The 18,912-nt window shown below is 48.0% G+C and carries 13 protein-coding genes; 3 read left to right on the forward strand and 10 right to left on the reverse strand.

Annotated elements, in window-relative coordinates; all coding sequences use genetic code 11:
* The 4 genes from J0895_RS00510 to J0895_RS00525 form a co-directional block, all read right to left on the reverse strand.
* Window positions 1–1,094: HEAT repeat domain-containing protein (locus J0895_RS00510; protein WP_207086193.1), on the reverse strand; the 1,094-nt coding region annotated here is incomplete at its 3' end.
* A gap of 1,164 nt (window positions 1,095–2,258) precedes the next feature.
* Complete coding sequence (locus J0895_RS00515) at window positions 2,259–3,164, reverse strand: protein kinase domain-containing protein (protein WP_207086194.1); 906 nt, start codon at window positions 3,162–3,164, stop codon at window positions 2,259–2,261.
* Between the two features lie 156 nt (window positions 3,165–3,320).
* Window positions 3,321–5,168 carry an NB-ARC domain-containing protein gene (locus J0895_RS00520; protein WP_340643416.1) on the reverse strand — a complete coding sequence of 616 codons (1,848 nt, stop codon included), beginning with the start codon at window positions 5,166–5,168 and terminating at the stop codon, window positions 3,321–3,323.
* Window positions 5,169–5,687: 519 nt separating this feature from the next.
* Window positions 5,688–6,386, reverse strand: coding sequence for a Crp/Fnr family transcriptional regulator (locus tag J0895_RS00525; protein ID WP_207086195.1), 699 nt, complete (start codon window positions 6,384–6,386; stop codon window positions 5,688–5,690).
* 456 nt (window positions 6,387–6,842) lie between these two features.
* On the opposite strand from J0895_RS00525, the gene hcp reads away from it, so the two are divergent.
* A complete protein-coding gene (gene hcp, locus J0895_RS00530) occupies window positions 6,843–8,495 on the forward strand; it encodes a hydroxylamine reductase (protein ID WP_207086196.1) in 1,653 nt (550 codons plus the stop codon).
* Between the two features lie 487 nt (window positions 8,496–8,982).
* A complete protein-coding gene (locus J0895_RS00535) occupies window positions 8,983–10,341 on the forward strand; it encodes a methyl-accepting chemotaxis protein (RefSeq protein ID WP_207086197.1) in 1,359 nt (452 codons plus the stop codon).
* A gap of 20 nt (window positions 10,342–10,361) precedes the next feature.
* On the opposite strand, the gene J0895_RS00540 is transcribed toward J0895_RS00535, so the two are convergent.
* The 5 genes from J0895_RS00540 to fraC form a co-directional block, all read right to left on the reverse strand.
* Entirely contained in the window at window positions 10,362–10,838 is a 477-nt protein-coding gene (locus J0895_RS00540) for a phosphate-starvation-inducible PsiE family protein (RefSeq protein ID WP_340643417.1), read from the reverse strand.
* Window positions 10,839–10,912: 74 nt separating this feature from the next.
* A complete protein-coding gene (gene larE / locus J0895_RS00545; protein ID WP_207086198.1) occupies window positions 10,913–11,743 on the reverse strand; it encodes an ATP-dependent sacrificial sulfur transferase LarE in 831 nt (276 codons plus the stop codon).
* Window positions 11,744–11,926: 183 nt separating this feature from the next.
* Entirely contained in the window at window positions 11,927–12,700 is a 774-nt protein-coding gene (locus J0895_RS00550) for an ABC transporter permease subunit (protein WP_207086199.1), read from the reverse strand.
* Between the two features lie 144 nt (window positions 12,701–12,844).
* Window positions 12,845–13,834: a DUF5357 family protein gene (locus J0895_RS00555; RefSeq protein WP_242540941.1), complete on the reverse strand. Its 990-nt coding sequence runs from the start codon at window positions 13,832–13,834 to the stop codon at window positions 12,845–12,847.
* Between the two features lie 86 nt (window positions 13,835–13,920).
* Window positions 13,921–14,436, reverse strand: coding sequence for a filament integrity protein FraC (gene fraC, locus J0895_RS00560; protein ID WP_207086201.1), 516 nt, complete (start codon window positions 14,434–14,436; stop codon window positions 13,921–13,923).
* A gap of 623 nt (window positions 14,437–15,059) precedes the next feature.
* Here fraC and J0895_RS00565 point away from each other — a divergent pair.
* Window positions 15,060–16,190 carry a cob(I)yrinic acid a,c-diamide adenosyltransferase gene (locus tag J0895_RS00565; protein WP_207086202.1) on the forward strand — a complete coding sequence of 377 codons (1,131 nt, stop codon included), beginning with the start codon at window positions 15,060–15,062 and terminating at the stop codon, window positions 16,188–16,190.
* Between the two features lie 139 nt (window positions 16,191–16,329).
* Here the strand turns inward: J0895_RS00565 and J0895_RS00570 are convergent.
* Window positions 16,330–18,912: chloride channel protein (locus tag J0895_RS00570; protein ID WP_207086203.1), on the reverse strand; the 2,583-nt coding region annotated here is incomplete at its 5' end.

An 18,912-nucleotide genomic window follows, 5' to 3' on the forward strand; every position in this document is an offset into this window, starting at 1 on the left:
AGGGAGACAATTTCTGCGATCACTTCGGGACTGAAGCCATTCTGTTCGCGGCTGACTAATGCTTTTTCTAAATACTCCAAGGCTTCCGGAGTTCCCATCCAAGCTAAGGCACGAACCGCATGAATTTGTAAGGGGATGGAGGTAGCTGGGGAGTCAAGAATTTCATCTAGGCAGGCTGCGGCTTTCGGCGTTGCCACCCGTCCGAGGGAAATCGCCGCCTGATGGGTGACACCGGGGTTAAAGTCCCACAAACGCTCCCGCAGGAGTTCCTCGATTTCCGAGGCGATCGCCCTGTAGATGCCCTCGGTATCGTTTTTATAGGAGGGTCGCATGGCGCATAATCCTAAGCCGATGGTGGCGAACCGACGGACGGAGGCATGAAAGTCATGGATGGAGTCTACGAGGACCTGGGGGATGCGCGGGTCATCATAGCTATTCAGGGCGGCGATCGCCTCGGAACGCACTTGGGGGTCGCGATCGCCCACCACACTCAACAGGGGTTCGATAATTTGAGGATTGCGGATTTTCCCTAAAGAGCGCACGGCTAATGCTCGGGAGGTGGAGTCGGCTAACTGCTGACTTAAAGCGGCGATCGCCGGTTCGCCCATTTGCGCCAGTGCATTGGCTGCCATTGAGCTTAATTCTTCTTCCTGACTATTGAGTAATTCAATCAGGGCAGCGATCGCATCGGGACTATTAAAATCCGCGAGGATTCGACCCGCAAACCACCGCAATTCTACTTCGGCGGAGGGGTCAGCCAGAATCTCCAACAAAGGAGCGATCGCCTCAGTTCCCAGACGGGGAAATACTTTCGCGACTTCCCATCGTTGTTGAAAATCACCGTATTCTAAGACTTGATCCGCCAAACCGAGTAGGGAGGAGGGATTCAGATAGGGCGATCGCCCGTTCGGTTGCTCAGTGGAGACGGGTAGAGATTCAACTCTAGCGGTCCCTGGGATTGCGGCTAGTTTTTCCAAACATTGGGTCACCAATTGCCAATCTTCTTGTTTTGCGGCTTCGTTAGCTTGTTCTAACAGATTAGAGAGAGTTGGGGGCATATTGATGGGTGAGTTTTGAATGAGTCTGGGTGCCATAGTTGCCAAAGTTACAACGGTTCCAGTCTAACTTTTATCCCTTTCAATTTATCCTTGGTTTGGCTGGATGTGCTAGTCGGTTTTGGCCCGTTGATACCTAAATTGAATTCTACTCATCCGTAAATTGCATTCTGAGCTAACTTTGGTATCTAATTTTACTAAGTTTGTTTAAGAGATTTGACATTCTTGCCGAGAACGCCGGTACAGTTGGAGAAACCCGGGAGAAAAAACCCAGTTTTTTGACCCAATAAGCGCCTGCTTTGCCCCTGGCTTTAGAAAGAGATCACAGGTGTCTTGTCCCTCGAATCTAATTTTGTCCCGATGCAATCGCTTTATGTTTTGTTTAAGACAAAATTAAAGTTTCAAAGAGTATCAAATGCTGCTTTAAAATGTCTTAAAAGATGCTATGAATCGGCGTTGAGTGCGGGTGGCTCCAGTACAGCCCCTCGGGGAGTTGTCATTGGATGGCAATGGCGATCGCTTCGTTAATAAAAGAGTCAAGCGTGAGAACTAACACTTAAATTTACAGGTTTAGGGATCAAAGTGACGGATATTCTCAAGAATAAACATTGCATCAATGCTGCATATAAGATAACCGATCAAGCTAACAGGACGAACACCTCATCACCAATTATAGATATAGCGGTTCGGTGGACTCATTCGCGTACTTTTCAAAGCCCCCTTCGACCCTTCGAAGGGGGTTTGGGGTGAGGGCTGTACCTTATGGATATGAGAAACGCTATATAGCAGATCCTTTATCAGTTGTGGAATCCGTCGGCGGCCCCCAACATAAGGCGGCCCAAAGGGGGAGAGGGGAGCTATATATGTCATAAATCATTTAGGATTGCTATAGTAGAGAGCATTGATGTACAATTCCGCCTACAGTGAGAGCTACATTCCTAGCCCTGTCAAAGTGGTAAATTTAATGACGAAAAATCGTTGTTTTTTGTAGGGGTTTGGTCTCCAAACCCTCTGATCTGATGTAGGGGTTTGGAGACCAAACCCTCTTGAGGCTGAAAACCGCTGAAAGCCGACAATATCGGCAGGATAGCCGCTCGTTATCAAGATCCCGAAACAGAAATCGATGTACAATCTACTCTCCAATTCCTCATGCAGGACTTTCTATATTCCTATATAGGAAGAGGTTCAGTTGGGAGATTGCGCTTACCCAGAGGGATGACGATGGTTTGCAGGAATCTGGAATGAGTTTAAACGGGTTAAAATAGCTTGTGCTGTTTGGGGGCGACTGTGCCAGTCGGGTGCCATCAAGTCATCGAGTAACTGTGCCAACTCGGGAGAGAGATTCGGAAGATGACTGTGCCAGATGAGATGTCCTTGAGGGGTTTCGGGAAAGTCGAGGGGGGTTAATCCGGTTAAGGCATATAAACAAGTCCGTGCGATCGCGAAAAAATCTGATTGGGGTTGGGTATCCCCGAGGAGTTGTTCCGGGGGTGCATAACCACTGGTTCCCACCCGGGTACTTCGACTGTGGCGATCGGCAACACTGCCAAAATCAATCAGTTGCAATTGTCCATCGGGTGTGAGAATCAGATTGCTGGGTTTAATATCTCGATGCACTAACCCTTCGTGATGAATTGTGCTGATGATCTCCATCAACTGTGCTAACCAGTGGTCAGCGACAGCTTCGGAAATAGGACCCTGTTGCTCAATCAGTTCCTCTAGGGTTTTCCCTGATTTTTTTTCCATCACGAACCCCTGGAGGGATTTGCGATCGCCAAGGGTGAGGATAAAATATCCCCCCGGTTCCACCTGGGGAATCCTCGGATGTCGCAACCAGATCAAGACTCGGGCCTCTTGTTTAAACAAGCGGACAAAATCAGGCTGAGTCGTAAATTTAAGGACTTTCATCACCTTGGGAGTTCCCCATTCCTGTTCTCCCCAATCCTGGACTTCATAGATATCGCAGGGATAAGCGGGATTGGGTTCTCGCAAGGGAGTTTTGATCCGATAGCGATCGCAAATCAGCAAGGGAGAACCGCAGTTGCCGCAGTGACTCTCGGTATCCGGATTTTCCCGCTGGATGCAGTTGGGATTAATACAGTAACTCACAACCCATTTTAGAAGATGTTGGCTTTTAATGAGTGAGGGGAAACTTGGCTCTTTTGCAACGGTGAAAGCATTTTTTTCGGAAAAGCTGTCTACCTTCAGCCAAATTTCCCCGAGTTGGATTGGGAACTCTAGGCGATCGCCTAGGGAAAACCCAGTTTAACCCGCCATAATCGCAAGCAAGTTACGAAGGTTAGCGCTGGCATATCCCACATCCATTTGGGTTTTATCTTCGAGTTTTCCAGCAATGGCTTCGAGTTGAGAGATCAACTCATCATATCCCCCACTTCGCATCCCGAAAAATTGCAACTGGTTTTTAATCTGTTGCAGCATTTGGGGTTTCTGAGCGGCAGCTTTGCCTTTTTTGCCGGAAGTCTGTACTGAGCCGAGATTATGTTGGATTAAAATTCTTAAACTTGAGAGTTTTTGAGTCTTAACCAACTCTTTAATCTCTTCACAAGCATTTTCCACTAATTTAGTGGTGACAAACTTCATCATCAAAGGTTGCAAGGTGAAGAAAATGTCGCTCGCTGTTTCCTGTTTTTCGATTAAGGCGCGGCGATCCAAGGAATCGAGGTTTTTGAGCATATCCGAGAGGGATATGGGTAATAACATCTCCTCGCGCAAGCGGGAGAGGGTAACCGGACTCCGGGCGATCGCCAACCAGTACAAAATCTCTTCTTCTGAGGGAGATAAGCGCCCGAAATGCTGCTCTAGTAAATGAGTTAGCGTATCTTCGATAAACAACTCGGTAGCTTTCAGGAAATTGGCAGTATTTCCATTAAAGAATTCTTTAATGGTCTGGGCCACAATTTTATACGCCAAGAGATTATCTCCATAGCGTTTAACCAGTTCGACCCACTCTTTATCCGTGGGGGGCACTCCTTTATCGGCAAAGATTTCCCGGGCGATTTCGTGGGAATCCATCGGTTGCAGGGTCTGGACTTTTTCCCCATGCAACAAGGCGATTTCAGCGGGTTCTTCCGTGGTAACGAGGACGAAACAGCTTTGATGATTGGTTTGGGCAATTCGCTTGATGAAATCGCGATAGTTTTCAAATCCTGGACGATAATTCCCGGCGAGTTCATCCCCCTTGAGCAAGGCATCGATATCGTCTAAGATGATCAGGCAGCGATTTTTTTTCAGGAAGTCTAGTAGTCGTAAGATTCTGCCGCTGAGGTCATCGGGAATATCCGGTTTCTTTTGGGTTGAAACGGTTTGCAGCAGATTTCCTAACAAGTCTTCGAGTTTGGGGGTGGCAGAGAGGGACCGCCACACCACGAACTCAAACTGGCTTTCGAGTTGTTTAGCAATCTGTACGGAAAGTCCAGTTTTGCCGATGCCTGTCATTCCTAAAAGGGTGACTAACCGAGAGCTTTCATCGATAATTAATTCTTCTAGGATTTTAAGTTCTTCGGTGCGTCCATAAAATTGGGATACATCCGGCGACTCACCCCAATCTTGGCTGCGGTTTCCGGTGGAGACTGTCTCGGTAGACGGTTCGGCTGCTACAGGTTCAGTTTTTTTGCGGGAAGTTGCCCCCGGTTCGGCTTTGGCTTTACCTTTGGTTTTGGTGGGTGCCGGTGCTTCTGTTTCTTGGGCTTGGTATTGATAGAACAGCTGATGCCGCAATTCAGCCAACTTGCCCGGACCGCGCCCATAAATGCTAAATTTTCTGTAGACTTCGCCGAGTCGTTTGCGCACGGCAATGTTGCTGATCCCTAGGATCGTGGCGATCGCGGCGGTGGAATTCCCGTCAAGTGCCATCATGACGGTTTCTAACTCAGCATCGGAAACGCCTCGTTCTTTGGCGACTACGGTTAAAAACTCGGGGGGAATATGGTTAGTCAAGGTTTCTGAATCTTTACAAACGATACAACGTTTTTCATTATACTGTGTTTCTAAGCATTTGTTGCCCGCGTATGCGATCGAGTCAAAAAATTTTAACGGATTTAGTTTTGTACCGATGGCGATCGCCCAGGGGGACGATGCCAAGACATTGCTCACCGAGCTTTCACCCTTATTGATCAATGTTCTAGCCCCTCTCTCCTCGTGGTTTGCACGGTGCTAGCGGGTCGGTTCGGGCTGTTTATTTCTTTAGCTACTTGACAATATTTTATAGATTATGCATCAGCACTTTGAATAAAAAATCAAGTGCCTCCCAGATATTCCAGTCATCCTGGAAAAAGTGCACCCTAGAGAGATAAAATTTTTCATCCCCTCACCTCCCTCTAACTCAGGGGTTCGGAAAACATCGCCATGCAGCATTGGACACCGCCAGTTCTCCGGCGCTTTGAAGACAATCGGGACAAGAGCAACTTTTTGTTAATCCCGAAGGATAACAGAATATATACTTAAGCCAAAAGACAGAAAATTTTAACACAAGGGATAGAAAAAATCAACTGACGTAACAAAAAGTGACAAAACTCGCGATTAGTCCCAAGGAAATAAGCGGGTGAGCTATGCTTTGTATTTCCCCCAACTCAAGGTATAAGGGTGTTATCCCGGCGACATCACCCCTCACCCTCACTCGGACATTCCCGCCAAAGCCCGCAACCGGGACAAATCTAACAAGCGAATCCGCGCCCCCTCAATCTCCAAGACTCCCTCACTGCTGAGTTTCGCAAACACCCGAGAGAGAGTCTCCGGAATCGTCCCCAAAAAAGCAGCCAATTGTCCTTTCGTAATATCCAGTTCCACTTGTTCCAGAGTCCCCTGGGGTGAATCACTTAAATAAAGAAGATAAGCAGCCAAGCGTTGCGGGACATCCTTCAAGGACAAATCTTCCACCACATGAGCCAACCAGCGCAGATGACGAGCAAAAATTCCTAACAAAGTTATAGCAATATTGGGATGGGCTTGCATCAAGGCCACCAATGCAGTCCGGGGAAAGAATAACACCTGAGTGGACTCTAGGGCAGCAGCAGAAGCGGGAAAGGGTTGACCATCAAAAGCAGGCACCTCGGCAAAATGCTGACCAGGACCAAAGAGTTGCAAAATCTGTTCTTTGCCCAAAGGGGATTGTTTAAAGACTTTAACTCGACCGGAAATCACGATAAAAAAACCCACCCCTTGATCATCGCCCTCCCAAAACAACACCTCTGCTTTTTGATAGGATTGGCCGATCGCAATCTGGGCAAGGGCCTGATGCTGCTCAGGCGGTAAACTCTGAAACAGGGAAGTTTGGGCAAGAAATGCCGGTTTATCAAAAGATTGGTCTTTCAAGACTGGATTCCCGAGACTGAATCAACTCATTGATTTGATTGTACCGGCAAAACTGGCTGATCCAGAATGGGGTTAAGAAAACTAGCCCTGTCAAGGTGGTAAATTGAATGACGAAAAATCGTTATTTTTTGTAGGGGTTTGGTCTCCAAACCCTCTGCCCTCATGTAGGGGTTTGGTCTCGAAACCCTCTTGATGGCGATCGCATTGCACCCCTACAAATACACCTTGACAGGGCTAGTTTAAGAAAACTCACACCTACAGGATTAACCCAGGACCTTTATCCCGGTAGGGGCGATTCGCGAATCGCCCCTACATGGCGGGTGAATTCTCAAAATATGCCTCCGTTAGTCCTGAATTCCGTATAAATTCCGCTTTCTTTGACTTAAGTCAAAGACATTCCCCGAGGGCCAACTTAGAGTAGAGATAACAAGACGAAAGCGACCGAGAGGTAACATCATGTATTGCAGCCAATGCGAACAAACTGCCGGTGGAGAAGCCTGTTATCAATGGGGTGCCTGTGGGAAAAGTCCCGAAGTGGATGCCCTCCAAGATTTATTAACCCATTTATTGCGGGGACTTGGACAAGTGGCGATCGCCGCCCGGGAACGCGGAATTATTAACCGCCAAGCCGATCGCTTTACCTGCGAAACCCTGTTTTCAACCCTAACAAACGTCAACTTCGACCCCGAAAGTTTTGTTGAATATATCCATCAGGCGATCGCCCTGCGCGATGGATTGAAAGCGCAACTGCAAGCTGTCGCCCCCGAGGTCCGTTTTCCCGAAGGTCCCGCCACCTTGGAACCCGCTTCCACCCTCGATGAATTAGTCCAACAAGGGCGAGATGTAGAATATGCCTTTATCTCCAAATCCGCCCAAGACGTTGATATTTTCTCCCTCAAACTAACCATTATTTATGGACTCAAAGGTATCGCCGCCTACGCCTACCATGCTCAAGAACTGGGACAGGAAGACGATCGCCTCTATGCCTTCTGTCATGAAGCCTTAGCGGGACTCGACTCCGTGGATTTGACCCTAGAAGACTGGGTAAAAATCGCCTTAAAAGTCGGGGAAATCAACCTATTGGCGATGGAACTCTTAGATACCGGGAATACAGGTAACTATGGTCATCCCGTCCCCACCCGCGTTCCCCTGGGAACCCAACCGGGCAAAGCGATTCTCGTCTCGGGTCATGACCTCAAGGACCTAGAGGAACTCCTCAAACAAACCGCGAATCAGGGCATCTATGTTTATACCCACGGGGAAATGTTACCGGCGCATGGGTATCCGGGACTCAAGCAGAAATATCCTCATTTGTATGGTCATTATGGGACCGCGTGGCAAAATCAAACCCGCGAATTTGCAAAATTCCCAGGGGCGATCGTCATGACCACCAACTGTTTAATGCCGCCCAACAACTCCTATATTAATAGAGTGTTCACCTGTGGCCCGGTGGGTTGGCCCGGACTGGCCCATATTGAAAACCGCGACTTTAGCGCCGCGATCGCCTGTAGCTTATCCATGCCGGGATTTACAGATACCGGAGACCCCCGCCAAGTCACCACCGGATTTGCCCGTCATGCCGTCTTGAGTATTGCCGATGAAGTCATCGCCGCCGTCAAACGGGGAGATATTCGCCACTTCTTCCTCGTCGGCGGTTGTGATGGGGCCAAACCCAGCCGCAACTATTACACCGAATTCGTGGAAAAAGTCCCTGAAGACTGTGTTGTGCTTACCCTAGCTTGTGGCAAGTTCCGATTCTTTGATAAAGAACTCGGAGACATTGGCGGAATTCCGCGATTGATGGATGTGGGTCAATGTAATGATGCTTACTCTGCGGTGCAAATTACCCTAGCTTTAGCGAATGCTTTTGGGGTGGGAGTGAATGAACTGCCGCTTTCGATGATTTTGTCATGGTATGAACAAAAAGCGGTGTCGATTTTGTTGACCCTTTTCCATTTGGGAATTAAAAATATTCGCTTAGGGCCAACCCTGCCAGCGTTTATTTCTCCGAATGTGTTCAAGTTACTTTCCCAGACTTACAATCTCAAGGAGATCGGCACGCCCGAGGAAGATTTAGCGGCCTGTTTAGGGACGAGTGTCGAGGCATAATCTGGAATTGGTATTTTAGACTTCTTCCAAATCTGGGTAGGGTACGGAATCCGGTTTTCAAAGGTCTATAAAAACCCGCACCCTCAAGGACTCTGTTGGCGAATCAAGAAAGAGACCTCTCCCCGGCCCTCTCCTCAGAGGAGAGGGAGGTATAGGGAATAAATATCTTTGCTGGGAGGGGCTTTCCGGCTCCCCCTTCCCTCTTAGGGAAGGGGGTGGGGGGGTTAGGTCTCCCGTTAACCAACTTCAGTCCTTGAGGGTGCGGGCTTTTTCTATTGTTGAAATTTTTTTAACCAGTCCGGTGGATAAACCGGGCTTTTTTTTAGTTAAATTTAGGGAGAGTTACCTACGCAAAAATACCCTCGTGAATTTTCCCTTGAAAATGTTACGGTTGACAAAGTAATTGGGGGGAACTCCGATTCATCCCGATTGGGTAAGAGTCGCGAGGATCCAAGCCATTCAATAGACTACGTTAGAGCACGAGACTATGAAAACCACGACCCAGTTAACCGTTGCAGCCGTCGCCCTGTTTACGTCTTCTTTTATTAATGTGGCATCCGTTTCTTATCTGATTAATCGCATGAGTGATGATGGTCGAGTGGTGAATCATGCCGGAATTATCCGAGGTGCGACCCAGAGACTGGTTAAGTTAGAACTGACTGATTCGGAACAAGATGATTTAATTGATGCAATTGAGCGGATCATACAGGGACTGATTGAAGGCGATCGCGACTTAAAACTTCCTCCGGCAACCGATCCAAATTTTTTAGAGAAGATGCAGGCGGTTCAAACAGGTTGGTTTACCTTGAAAACGACGATTCAAGAGTATAGAAACGCACCCGAATCAGGTGATGTTCTCCTGCAAGAGAGTGAATTATTTTTTGAGTTATCCAATGCTGCCGTATTTGCTGCGGAAAATTTTTCTAAGGGGAAAGTTCAGTTCACTCTAGTCATTCAAATCACTTTGTTTTTATTAAACTTTGCCCTATTAGTGGGAATCTGTTGGGTCACCCATATCCTCCAGTCTCAAATCAAAAAAGCAATTATGGCGATCGCCTCATCTTGCACAGAGATAGCGGCGATCGTCACCCAACAGGAAGTGGTGGTTTCTATGCAAGCTGCTTCTGTCCATCAAACCACCACCACCACCAGCCATATTCGTCACAGTTCAGCGGAGTCCGCACAGGAGGCGATCGCCGCAAAAAGAGCCGCTTCGGCTGTGATGAATTTGGCCGTAGAAGGAGGTAAAACCGTGCAAAACCTGTTAATAGAAATGGCAACTGTCCAAAACAATTCTAGTGCAATTTATAATAAAATTAATGACCTGAAAGAACGCACCCGACGCATTGAAACCATTTCTTATATGGTCAGTCGCATGGCTAATCAAACCAATCTTTTAGCCTTAAATGCAGCCATAGAAGCCAAACGTGCCGGAATTGATGGCAAGGGATTTACCATTGTAGCGGCTGAAATTCGTCAGCTTGCTAACCACAGTAAAAAATCTGCCGAAGAAATTCAACAGTTGATTATCGATATTCAAACCGCGATGAGTTCAACCTTACAGGTAACCAAAGAAGGCAGTAAAACAGTCCAAGAATCCGTAGAAAGTATCCAGAATATGACAGCAGCCTTTCAATCTGTTGTCGATGCCATTGATGAAATTTTTACCCGCAACGCCCGAATTTCTTTGAGTGCTCAGGAACAAGTCAACGCCATTCAGCAAGTGGTTGAAGCAATGGATTCTATCAACAATGGGGCGAAAGAAACCGTGAATGGTATCAGTCAAACCAAACTGGGAATGCAGCAACTCAATCAAGCCGCATGGAGTTTAAAAACAATGGTTTAGAAGCACTGCCGGGGTGCATCTTAATCGCTGCGCCTTGAACTAGAGTTGAGACTGCGAACAATCCAGTAACTAATCGATAGAGCAAAAATCGCAACCGCCAAACCGAGTAAGGCAAATTCTGAATATTTTTCTAGGTCAAAAATAATAATTTTTCGGGCAACAGCAACCAGGGATGTCACAATCACCAGTTCCACTTGCACCGTATGCTTTTTCATATAGGCTGTAATATTCTCTAAGATTTCCATAGAAATCAGAACATTCAGGAACAAGCCAAATATTTTAAATAACGTATTCGTTAAAAAGCCCACTGGTTCGGTAAACAGGACTTGCAGTAAAAAGATAATTAAGTCACAGACGGCAACTAAAATGATAATAATCATTAAAATTGACAAGACTTTGGCGATCGCAATCTGAATTTGTTCGGTGAGATAAACAAAGTTATCATCTCTAAACCCATCGCTAATTTGGTAATACCATCTTCTGAATCGTCTCATCATTTAACTTGAAAATAAAAGAACTCCGCACAGCCGGGGGCACCGACGGTTGAGCGCCGATGCCCCTCGGTTGTCGCCTATACTCCTGCCGGTGCTTTTGCCAACACCTCGGGGTTTAAGACCTGATTGAGTTTACCACTGCGATATCCTTCTAGGTCTAAATTAACGTAAATAAACCCAAAGTCTTGAAAGGCAGCCACTAAAGCTGGCAAGTCCGTAATTAAGATAAATTCCTTGATTTGTTCCGGGGGTAATTCAATTCGGGCGCTGTCTCCTTCAGAGCGAACTCGGAGATTTTTAAGTCCTAATTTTCGCAAATAATGCTCGGCGCGACCGACTCTTTGAAGCTTTTCTACGGTGATTTCTTCCCCATAAGGAAACCGAGAACTTAAACAGGGTTGGGCGGGTTTATCCCACCAAGGCAAGTCTAAGAATTTCGCCAGTTGACGCACTTGTACTTTGGTGAGTCCAACTTCGGCTAGAGGCGATCGCGCCCCTCGTTCTTTTGCCGCTTGAATCCCTGGGCGATAATCGTGCAAATCATCCCCATTCACCCCATCCACCACATAAGGATATCCCCGGGATACCGCCAAAGGTTTGAGGGTATCATGGAGTTCACTTTTACAGAAATAACAGCGATTTACGGGATTGGAGGTGTAATTGGGATTCGCCATTTCTTGGGTGGTGACTTCTTCATGAGCAATGCCAATTTCTGCGGCTTGAATCCGCGCATCTTCTAAGTCTTCCGGAAGCAGAGAGGGGGAAACCGCCGTAACCGCTAACGCTTTGTCTCCGAGGGTATCGTAAGCAATTTTGGCGACTAAGGTACTATCAATGCCGCCGGAATAGGCAATTAATGCCCGGTCCATCTCTTGAAAAATTTGTTGAAGTTGTTGAAGTTGTTGCATGAGTGATTTGGTTTAAACAAACGGTGATAAAGTTAAAGCGGGGGTCGGTACAGGGGTTAGAAACCCGGTAGCTGTAGAAAATTTCTGGAAATTATCAGCCTATCTGGGAGAAAAACCCCGGATTTTTGGGTGCTTGATTTCTGAGAGGACCGACTCCCTAGAAACAGATAGAAAGATGCCGGTTTAAAATTCCCGTCGGGAAAAGATTAAATTGGCGATCGCCAACAGCAGGACGATGTAAAATAAGGCGTAAATGAAATTGAGCAGCAAGGTCACCGTATCGGGTAATATCCCATAAACCGCTTGATTTTTGAGGTCTAACCGGGACAAGTCGGGTAAGATTAAATATAATCCTCGGGTAATCGCTTCAACCGTGGAATTCCCACTTAGTTCACCGGCTGTAACGATATCCTCACTCAGGTGTCCCATTGCATAAACGGCAAAAGTTAAGAGGGTCGCCAGTAACGAACTGGTGAAGACACTTAAGGCGATCGCCACCGCAGTGAGTAACGACAGTTCTAAAAATAGATAAAACGCCGCAACAAGCAGACTCAACAGGGGATAATCTATCTGAGATAAACTCATCAACCCTAAATATAACGCCATCGTCACCGTAATCAGGACCGCCAGTACAGCACAGAGCCCCAGATGTTTGCCGACGATAAATTCAGCCCGACTAATGGGTTTAGCCAATAAGACGAGAACGGTGCGATTTTCGATTTCATTTTGGATGGGTGCAGTTCCGACAAATGCCGCAACGATTAATCCCAAAATTGCGATCGCCGCAATTCCCAAATCCAGAATAATTTTGTCCTCAGTCAGGACGGCATATTCCGGGACCAGGCGCATTGCCCCGATAAAAAACAACCCAAACACTATGATAAAATAGAGGACGCGATCGCGAATCACTTCCCAAAAGACATTGTTTGCGATCGCTAACGTTCTGCCTGGGTTCACCAAGACACCTCCTCGCTTCAATTTCAACTTTTCTCGATTTTGCTATGAGCAAATTTTAAAGGCATAGGGGCTAAAATGCAATAGAAAAATCCAGAGACTTTGCCCAGTCAATCTAGCCATGAGAATCGCCTCTCTATTTCTATTTTAATCGAAGTGTTGCCCTTGGAAGGGGATGGGTCCGGAAGTCCGATCGCTGGTGGGTCCGCACTCCATCTGAGCCCGCTCTAACGCCTCTGTCGGGGGGGGACTGCTCGCTGGGCCCGGTTGACGAAAGGTCCGAGAGATTTCGCAGGATTTTTCTAGGTAATATTCCTCCTGTGCCAATGGCAACCCTTGAAAAATTGCGAATAACGTGATGCCATATCCAGCTTGACGCTGAATCACCGTTCCCCGAAGTTTCCACAATTCATTTTCTTCGATATCCGGTAACCTTTTCTTAACCGTTTTATCAATCTCAATGCGGTTTTCTAGCAATCCCGAAATCACTTGATTTGCTCGGGGCGACTGTTGCCCCTCTATTTGTTCCCGGAGGAAGGCTTCCATCTCGTTAATCATGATATTTCCTGGGGGTATTTCTGGGGCTTGAATTCCCCAGGCGATCGCGAATGAACTTCTCGCAAAATCTTCGGTTAATAAGCTCGGATAATTTATCATCCACTGATTCAGTAAAAATCCAAATTGCAACCATAAACTAATCAAAACATGAAATACAAACATCACCGTCAATTCTTTCCGAATTGAAATAGTCGGCCAACTGGGTAAGAGTTGCCCTCTAAAAAATTTAGGCAGGGACCGCACCGAAGCAGTCAGCAAGGGCCAGGTGACAATCATAGCTTGATGCCGCCAATTCTCGGGTAAGTCATCCAACAAGATAATACTAAGTAGCATTCCCACAATCCAAGGACCAATCTTGATGCCAAATAGTTTTATCGGTCGTTCCCATTGCCACCAAGCCGTTCCCAGTACAAAAAATATCAAGAATCCCGTATGGGTGAAATGATAGGCATTCATAGCCGGAGGAACAAGTAGCCAGGAAAAGGCACAGAGTAACCAAGAAAATATGCTTAATAAAATCAATGTTTCCCAACAAAAGGGTCGGGGAGGTCTTAATCTATCGATCCAGTATTTGAGCATTTTAGCTAATGAAACGGTGGAGGATAGGAGCCAGAAACTACTCAGGGGATATTAATGCCTGATCTTGTGTGATGTAAACTTAGAAGTTAAATGTCTTTTAACCATAACACTAATAAAATCACGCTATGACTATAGGAATGACCCCATAAAACAGCCATTGCTTGTCGTCGTTCGGGGGCTTTTTTAATTTTGCGAGTGTAATATCTCGAATCTTCTTCTAAGTCATTTTCAGATTCTGCCTTGAGCGGATAAGCAGAGTCAATGATTTTATTGAATAAATTCAAACTAATAAGTTTGATGGCAAAGTTGGCCCAGAATAGGACGAAGCCGATCATAAAAATTAAAGAAAGGCTGCCCTCTCCTAATTGATTCAAGAAAATGTATGTAACGAGTTGAATTTTGAGAGTGGGGGAAAGAAAAGGTTCGATATAGAAGAAGAATACCCAGCCCACACAAGCGGAAATTAAATTAATGGTTAGGGCATATTCAACGCTAGTTTTTCGGCTGACTTGACAGCGAGCATAAAATACAGACGATTCAATGGCAACTGAAATTGTTAAAAGAAAGGTTTGAAGTAAAATAGTCGGCAGAGGGAAAACCATAGTGGCTATTGACTCCTAATCTTGCCTATTCTACCTGACTGGGAGGGGTTTAGTGGGGAGATGGGGGAGATGGGGGAGACTTACAAGAGTAGTTTTTTTACGTTCAGGGGGGATTTGCCTCAGATTTAAGATGACTTCCTCCGGTCCCCGGACCTTGCCAAGGTCCGGGTTAGGGTGGGGTCCTCTTGACGCGCGATCGCGCTTCAAGTGCAAGAGAAATGAGTGGGTGGAGAGTTCACGCGCAAGCGCGATCGCCTGAGTTACGAAGAAAGAGGTTGGCACCCGGCTCTATACAGCTGCGATCGCCTCCATTGAGTGCGTAACTCAGGCGATCGCCACGTCCAGAGGACCCCACCCTAACCCGGACCTTGCCAAGGGGAGGGAACCGGAGGTAAGGCAAATCACTATGAGCGTAAAACCCCTACTATTGTAAGGATGGGGGAGATGGGTCCTCGTAACTAGGCTGAAGCCCAGTCAAGAGGAACGACAGCAAGTCGTTACTACAAATTTCCCTATCCTCCCCATCTCCCATTGCCCATCCTGCAATCTGCCGCGAATTAGGGAAAAGGGGACGAGAACTCTGATAATAAGAGGTGAAGGTATTCATAAAATATAAACGAGCTATGACAAGAACTGGCATTGGCATTCGCACGGCTGTTTCCCACGAGCGCATCGTAGGTCAGATTCACGTTTATGATGGCGCGGGAAAGGGGAAATCCCAGGCGGCCCTTGGAGTCGTGCTGCGTTCGATTGGTTTGGGCATTAATACCCCCCTGCAAAGCAGAGTGCTGCTGTTGCGGTTTCTCAAGGGTCCGGCGCGGCATTATGAAGAAGATGCGGCGATCGAGGCTCTGCAACGGGGTTTTCCTCATCTGATTGATCAGGTTCGCACGGGAAGGGCGGAGTTTTTTGGTCCGGATGAAATTACGCGGTTTGACCGCCTGGAAGCGCAACGGGGTTGGGATGTGGCAAAAGGGGCGATCGCCTCGGGTCTCTATTCGGTGGTGGTGTTGGACGAAATCAATCCGGTTCTGGATTTAGGATTACTCTCTGCTGAGGAGGTGGTTGGCACGCTTCAGGATAAACCGGAACATCTGGAAATTATTGCTACTGGGCGATCGGCACCTCCAGCTTTATTGGAGATTGCGGATTTACATTCGGAAATGAAGTCCCACTATCATGCCGGAGGGGTGGAAAATGGCATTGATGGGATTGAAATTTATACAGGTTCGGGAAAGGGTAAGTCTACGAGTGCTTTGGGTAAGGCGTTGCAGGCGATCGGGAAGGGAATTAGCCAGGACCAATCCCATCGGGTGCTGATTGTGCAGTGGTTGAAGGGGGGAAGTGGCTATACGGAAGATGCAGCGATCGCCGCGTTGCGTCACAGTTACCCCAATCTGGTAGATCATCAGCGCTGTGGTGGCGATGCCATTGTCTGGCGGGGTCAGCAGAAGGAGATTGACTATGTGGAGGCAGAACGGGGGTGGGAAATTGCGCGATCGGCGATCGCATCGGGACTCTATAAAACCATCGTCCTAGATGAACTCAATCCCACCGTTGACTTAGAACTGCTGGAAGTTCAACCCATTGTTGATGCCTTACTCCGCAAACCCAAAGACACCGAAATCATTATCACCGGGCGCTGTCAAAATATTCCGGCCTACTTTGAGTTAGCCAGTGTTCATTCAGAAGTCTTCTGTCACAAACATTATGCCAATCACGGAGTAGAACTCAAGCGCGGGGTTGATTTCTAAATTGGGTCATTTGTCGTTTGTCATTTGTCGTTTGTCATTAAACCAATGACCAATGACCAATGACCAATAACCAATAACCAATGACAAATAACCAATGACCAATGACCAATGACCAATGACCAATGACAAATAACCCCCTTCAACTGGCGGTTCCGGTGCGAACTAGCATGACGGTACAATCGCAATTGCTGGCGATCGCCTCGGGGATATTTCCCTTGACCACCGAGTGCAGTAAACCTTCACGACTGGCCCCAAGGACAATCACATCACATTGGTCTTTTTGGGCCAAATCAATCAATGCATCCTGGACCGAATTAGCGCAGAGGGAGGTGGAAATCACCGGACAGGAGACTTGCCGTTCCAGAAAGGCCAAAGCCTGGTCAAGGACCCCGGGGTCTGCACTATACGTTCCTGGCCCAAACACTTGACAGAGGCGAATTTCAGGATTAGCAGTCATCGACACCAATCCGGGTAATAATTTCACCGTCGCTAAACCACTCGGCCCACCCCGAATCGGAACCAGCCACCGTTGAAAGGATAATTTAGGGGAGGCAAGCCGATCGCCTGCAGTAGTCGAGACCGAAATCTTGCCTGAACGCGGGGTTTCCCGCTTGCGTGGTGAGGGGGGGAAGGCGGTTTTGCCCATTTTGACCAAAATCACATCACAAGGGGCTTGCCGAATCATTGTATCCGCCACATTCCCAAAAATCCGCCCGGGAGTGCCGGTACTGCCTTTCCATCCCATTAACACCAGGTCGATATGTCGCTCATCAATCGTTTCCAACATCGCCTGGGCCACATCATGGGCCACCCGGACTTGAGTATGTACTGGCACATTCCAATCCCGACCCATCCGTTCTGCAAGACGCAATAACCGACGAGAGGGAATCGTTTTCACTGCTGTTTCATCGGGGGATTGGTGACGGGAGATGACAATGATTTGTAAGCATTCCACTTCATAGTTGCGCTGATGAGCGATCGCCACCGCCCAGCGCAGCAATGCCGGGGCCGTTTCCGGATTAGCCAGGGGGACCAGTAACCGTCCTTGACCTGTGGCGGGCGATCGCGTCTGATAGACCAGATAGGACGCTTCCGGATGAGGCCCAAATCCTTGTTTTCCCGTCAGGTGATCGCTTTCAGCGCGAATAATATCCGTGCGAGTAATAATCCCCACCAGCTTTCTGCCTTCCGTTACTGGCACTCGACTGAGACTGTAGCGGTTGAGTTGAAACAGCACTTCCATCAAGGTATCCCGAGGGGAGACTTTCACCGCCTCGGGAGTCATAATCTTGGACAGGATAGTATCTGGCGGTAAATTCAGCTTAGAGATTTTTGCCAAATCCGACTGGGCCACCATGCCCACTAATTTCCCATCATCTACTACCGGAAATCCGCGATGATGAGAGCGAGAGAATGCTTGGACGACTTCCTCAATGGAGGTTTCACAGCTTAAAGTTTCCACTCGGCGCTGCATAACATCTGCGGCGCGAATCTCACTTAGAATTGCATTCGGGGTGGCTTCTTCTTTGAGGTCAATGCCATTGAGTTTGAGTAATTTATCGTAGAGAGAACCGCTTTCGGCCATTTCTGCGACGAGGTAAGACACCACGGAAACAATCATTAGGGGGAGGACTAAGTTAAAGTCTGTGGTGATTTCAAAAATCATCACGACAGCGGTGATGGGGGCTTTGGAAACGGCACAGAAAAAAGCCCCCATGCCTGCTAGGGCATAAGTGGTGGGCAATCCGGCACCGAGGATCGCAAATTGCCATATCCCGACGAGATAGCCTAACGCCGAACCGAGAATCAGGGAAGGGGCGAATAAACCCCCAGGTGCGCCGGATCCAGCGGCGATAATCGTCAGGCAAAAGTGACTTAGGAAGGCGATCGCCGAGGCTCCGGCAGTGGGGGACCCAGTAATTAGGAACTCCCGCAAGCCGCTATTATTGCGAAATAAGGGGGGTAACAGGGCGATCGCCACGCCGCAAATTAATCCAGCCAGTCCCATGCGCCAAGGCAGGGGCACTCGCAACACTTTCCGGTTAAATTTAATACTCGCGACAATGCCTTGGGTGAAGAGGGTTCCCAGCAAGCCGGAGAGGATGCCTAAAATCAGGTAGAACGGGATTTCTGGGGCCGTGAATTGGGATTGAAAGCCGGTTGCACTTAAGTTTAAGTCGAGACTTTTTCCCCCTAAAATTCGGGAGACAACGGCCCCAATAAATGAGGCGAGGATAGCTGGACCTAGGGAGAAGGCGGAAATATCATGGAGGAGTTCTTCAACGGCAAACAGCACTCCGGCCAGGGGAGCATTGAAACCCGCAGCTAAACCTGCCGCTGCACCTGCGGCAATCAATTGGCGTCGGTAATCTGGGGAGGTGGGAAACCATCGGCCAATTTCAGCGGCGATCGCCGCGCCGATTTGCACTGTTGGACCCTGCCGCCCCAAGGTCAACCCGGATCCCACTGTGATCACGGTACTGATTAATTTAATGAAGGCGACTCGTAAATCGAGGGATAAAGGAAATCCAGCCAGGGCCGCCTTCACCTGGGGAATGCCACTGCCGGATGCTTCCGTGGCAAAGCGTTCGACTAGAAATCCGGCGATCGCCCCTCCAATGAGTCCAATCATCGGTAACCCAATCCAAGAAGGCAGATTGAAGGAGGCATAGATCCGCCATCCTCCCAACCATCCCACCCCTTGTTTCAGGAAAACCGCCGC

The organism is Phormidium pseudopriestleyi FRX01 (genome assembly GCF_017313335.1).
GTDB lineage: Bacteria > Cyanobacteriota > Cyanobacteriia > Cyanobacteriales > Laspinemataceae > Laspinema > Laspinema pseudopriestleyi.